Source organism: Anaerolineales bacterium (genome assembly GCA_022866145.1).
Lineage (GTDB): Bacteria > Chloroflexota > Anaerolineae > Anaerolineales > E44-bin32 > PFL42.
On sequence record JALHUE010000280.1, the window covers coordinates 1 to 4,304 of the forward strand.

Consider the following 4,304-nt stretch of genomic DNA (forward strand, 5'->3'; position numbering starts at 1 on the left):
AGGATGACCGAGACCGCCGTCAGGGCGTCATAGCCGACGGCGATCAGGGCGGCGATGATCAGGGGGTAGAAAGCCAGCGACTCCTCGGCCATGCCGTACGACGTGCCGCCGGCGGCGAAAACGACCATCAAGATCGTGATCTACAGCTTGCCCTTGCTGCCCAGCGACCGCACGACGGTGTTGATACCAGCATCGATCGACCCGGTCTTCATCGTCACGCCCAAGAACCCGCCGATCAGCAGGATGAACAGAGCGACGTCGATGGCGCCCTACAGGGCGCCAGAGTTGTAGACGTTGATGTAGCCGGTGTCATCCTGGATACCGTACATGCCGTTGATCGGGGCCAGGATGGCGTCGCGCAGCCGCTGCGGATTGGGATCCACGGTGTGATAGGTCCCGGGTATGGGAGCGCCATCCGCATCGACGTCGTACGACCCTGCCGGGATCACAAACGTCAGGATGGCCACCACAACGATCAGCAGCGCCAGGATGGTGAAGGCCGAAGGGAAGTGGAAACTGCGCTTCTTGGTCGGGCTGGAAGTTTCAGCGGTCATCTACTCCTCCAGAATTGTGGTCCGGGCCTGGCGACGGCCACCGGGGCTCGCGCTGCAGGCCTTCGGATCATGGTTACTCCCCTTTGGATCGTATGGGGAGCACCCTCTGCGGGGGAGGGGGTCTCGCAGAGATCAACCGATAATAGGGTCAGGTCCGTGTCGTACAGGTGCTGGAGCAGGGAAATCAGCGCCGTCTGGTCTGGGAAGACACCTCGGATTTCCGTGGCTTGGCATCCAACCCGTGGCAGGGTTTCGGCCGATAGGCCGCCGCCGTTCATGTCCCGCAGGCCTTGGGGGACGGCGCCTCGGACTCGAACTGCGGTAGTTTGCCGGCTCGGACGAACGAAAGGGCAAGGAAGTCTCAGGCATCGCCCTCTTCCTAAAGGCAACGGGAGATGCCTAAGTGTACCAGAGCGATTAGGCCCGCCGGTCATCCTACCAAAGGTATCAACCCCCCGCCCCAGGGTCCATCGACACAGTCGGCTGCGGACCCCTGTCCACGGGGTTTTTGGGCGTTATGGCCACCCGATTCTAACTCAAGTTTCGGGGCGTCCGGAGCTCTGTCTCGGCTCGCCTCGCTGGCGCGGGAGCCCAACGGAGCTGCTATTGGGTGGAGCAGTCTCTGTGTCGGTGGCGAAGCACCGGTCGCCCCAGGGCCAAAGGGACCAGGGAGGCTCCTAACGCGGTCGCCCAGGCCCAAGCCGAACGGGCAGGCACAAGCTGGGCCTGCCCGTTCGGCAGATTGGGCGCTGGGTCTCCAATGGTCACAGGTTCTTCTTCGAAGCCTAGCCTCCGAAGGAGCCCATGATGACGGAGCTAGCCTTGTCCGAGTTCTTTACGGCTTGGCGGCAGGCGGCGGGGCGGCAGGCGGAGCAGTCGAGCCCGGCACCCCGGCCGGAATCCGGTGGCGGTTGGAGGCACCGGCGGCGCCGACGCTGGCGAGGTCCAGGACGACGGCCAGGCCCAGCCACAGATAGTCGAGCCCGCTGACCCGGCCGACGCCTTGAACGAGGATCAGCCACATCAGCGTTGTGAACGGCAGGAACAGGAACCCGAGACACGGCATGATCCACCCACCGAAGGCGGCATTAAAGGCGAGCGGACGGCCGATCCAGGCGAAGAGCAGGAAGAAGCGCGAGAAGCCGGCGACGGCGCCGGTCAGACAACCTGAGGTGCTGGTGTTGGTACTGGTGCTCATTGCATCTCCTCCGTAGGGTTGAATGGCTTAGGGAAACAGCATTCGACGATTGGGTACGGGAATCTGCGTCCTCCTTCCTCACCCCATCCGCCAGAAGGCAGCTGGGTCAAAGCGCTGACGGGGCCTGGCTAGGTCTCGGGGCCCTGAGAGCTTGCGTCTCGCTGTTCGAACCGGCGCGTCCGCACGACGCGCAGGCGGTCCAACAGCGCCAGCAGGATGCTGACGCCGTTGATCACGTAGATGATCGTGAATAGCTTGGCGATCGGTGTGGTTGGGACCAGGTCGCCGTAGCCCACCGTCGCCAGGGTGATCACGCTGAAATACAGCGCGTCGAACAGGCTCCACCCTTCGAGCCAATGATAAACCAGCATTCCCATCAGCAGGGCGCCCGCTGCCCACAGCAAGATCGAGCGCGAACCCCGGTCCTGGATCACATCCACCAGGAACATGTTCCGTAGGGGCCTCATCCGGGCAACGCCGTGCTCCACGGCCTCGGCGTTCCCAATCGCACGGGGTTCTGCCTTCCGGCTCATCCTTGATCGCACTTCCGTCTCGGGTGTGTCTCGGCCTAGGACCCGTCTCCGACGGCTGGCGGGGCCCCTGCCCCTAATCGCCTCGCCGTTGCCATCAGGACAGGCAACACGGCGATGGCGCCAACCAGGACAAACGCAAGGGTGTTTGTGCCCGCCAAGATCTTCGGGCTGACGACGAGGGCGGCCGATAGGTTGCGCTCCCCCGTCCTGAGGCCCATGGCCCTACGTACCGAAGGATCATGCCCGCCCAGAACAAGACCAAGTATCGCCGAACCGGCGACAAACAGCAAGAGCGCCAGGATGCCGCCCGTGCCGATCAGGGTCGGTTTCTTCGACACGTTCAGCCCCGGGCCAACGACCATCCGGACGAGGATCGCCAGGCTGGAGGACCTTTGCCATCGTCAGGCTGAGGCCCATGGCCAGCCTGCTGGTGACGACGAACAGCAGACCGGAGAGTTGGGCGATAGCTGCGAAGAACTCGGCAAGAGTCAGCTCGTTCTCCTTCGTCTCAATCGAATGGTGTCATCCCCGCGATTAGCGCTTCGCCTCGGGCTGCGAACCCCGGAGGGGATCCCGAAGGGGAAGCGGCGATCCAGGCCTGCGCAGCTACGCACCCGAGAACCCCGTTTTCCATCCACGCTTCATGATCCCCGGCGTGCGACGCGGGTGCAGGCCGGCTTGTCGCAGCCTGCACCTTCCCATGGAACTGCGAGAATGAGATTGGCTCCCCGTCACCCCCGCGCGAAGGCTGGGGTTCCGGCTTGCGCCTCAAGCTGTCAACGACCCGGACCTGGGCGTCCCCGGCCGGGCCCTGCCGGGCCGGGCCCAAGAGGCCCCCCAGGGCCCCCAGGGCCCCCCGGTCCGCCTGGGCCACCGGGCCCGCCTGGGCCCCCCGGGCCGCCTGGCCCGCCGGGTCCACCCGGGCCAACAGGCCCCGGACCCACCGGCCCCGGGCCCACCGGCCCTGGGCCCACCGGCCCCGGACCCACCGGCCCGCGCCGCCGCCGCGCAGAGAGTGTTCTGTGGATTGTGTTGGATTCCATGGTTAGGGGCCTCCTTTGCATCGGCCGGCGTTTCCAGCCGAAGAGAGCTGCCGGGACCTTGGCGGACGAAGTGCTCGGCCTCACCGGGTGCAAGGCCCGCTTGGGCCTGCCGCCGAGTCCCGATCCATGAGTCCGGCGTCCTGGGTCCGCTGGACCGGGCATCCGTGATGGAAGGGTCCCCGGCTTCCTCGAACGGCCGACGATTGCCATCCGCCGTCTTTCGTGATGACAGGAGGTGCCGCGCCTTGGACCCGCGAGACCGTTGGTATTATACGCCGCCTCGGCCGCCCTGTCCCAGGCCCGAAGGCCATAACTGTTCGCGTCTGCCCCGTGGAAGCGCTCCGCATCGCGCTTCGCACCCCGGAGGGGTCCCGAAGGGGAAATGGGGGTCCAGGCCTGCCCGGGTTCCGAAGGCCGGGGTACCGCACCACTCCGCCCGCCCCGTTCGCTTCGGGTGACTCCGACTTACTCGGGAATGACGCCCCTTTCTCGTCGCCCCCGCGAAGGCGGGGGCCCAGGCGTTATGCAATCTGATCGTACAAGTCATTCCATTCCTGGTTCGACTCTTCGATGAGGCGCAGCTTCCATGTTCGTTTCCATTTCTTCAGTTGCTTCTCCCGCGTGATTGCGGCCGTTGCAGTGTCGGCGGCCGCGTACCAGACCAGGTCGTGAACGCCGCACTTCTGCGTGAAGCCATCAACAGCATCGTTCTTGTGCTCCCATACCCGTCGAATGAGATCGTCTGTCATTCCGACGTAGAGGCTGCCATTGCGGCGGCTGGCCCGGATGAAGATGTAGTACTGCCTCATTCCTCATATTCCCGCACCGCTGCGCTGCGGGTGTCTTCGACTTTCGCGGAAATGACCTTCTCTATTGTGTCACCCCCGCGGAGCCGGGGGCCCATTCCCGCCGCTTCTAATCCTGGATTCCCGCGCAAGCGGGAATGACAAACTCTCCGTAGGTCGCCCCGCGGAGC

General features: G+C 65.1%; 4 protein-coding genes and 1 pseudogene. All 5 read right to left on the minus strand.

The genetic code is table 11. The features are described from left to right. Nucleotides 1-554 (minus strand): annotated as a pseudogene (locus MUO23_08665) (YfcC family protein). Between the two features lie 835 nt (nt 555-1,389). After that, nucleotides 1,390-1,752: a hypothetical protein gene (locus MUO23_08670; protein MCJ7513028.1), complete on the minus strand. Its 363-nt coding sequence runs from the start codon at nt 1,750-1,752 to the stop codon at nt 1,390-1,392. A 128-nt stretch (nt 1,753-1,880) separates the two neighbouring features. After that, nucleotides 1,881-2,219, minus strand: coding sequence for a potassium channel family protein (locus tag MUO23_08675; GenBank protein MCJ7513029.1), 339 nt, complete (start codon nt 2,217-2,219; stop codon nt 1,881-1,883). Between the two features lie 101 nt (nt 2,220-2,320). Then, complete coding sequence (locus MUO23_08680) at nt 2,321-2,623, minus strand: hypothetical protein (protein ID MCJ7513030.1); 303 nt, start codon at nt 2,621-2,623, stop codon at nt 2,321-2,323. 1,226 nt (nt 2,624-3,849) lie between these two features. Next, nucleotides 3,850-4,137, minus strand: coding sequence for a GIY-YIG nuclease family protein (locus MUO23_08685; GenBank protein ID MCJ7513031.1), 288 nt, complete (start codon nt 4,135-4,137; stop codon nt 3,850-3,852). Nucleotides 4,138-4,304 lie beyond the last annotated feature (167 nt).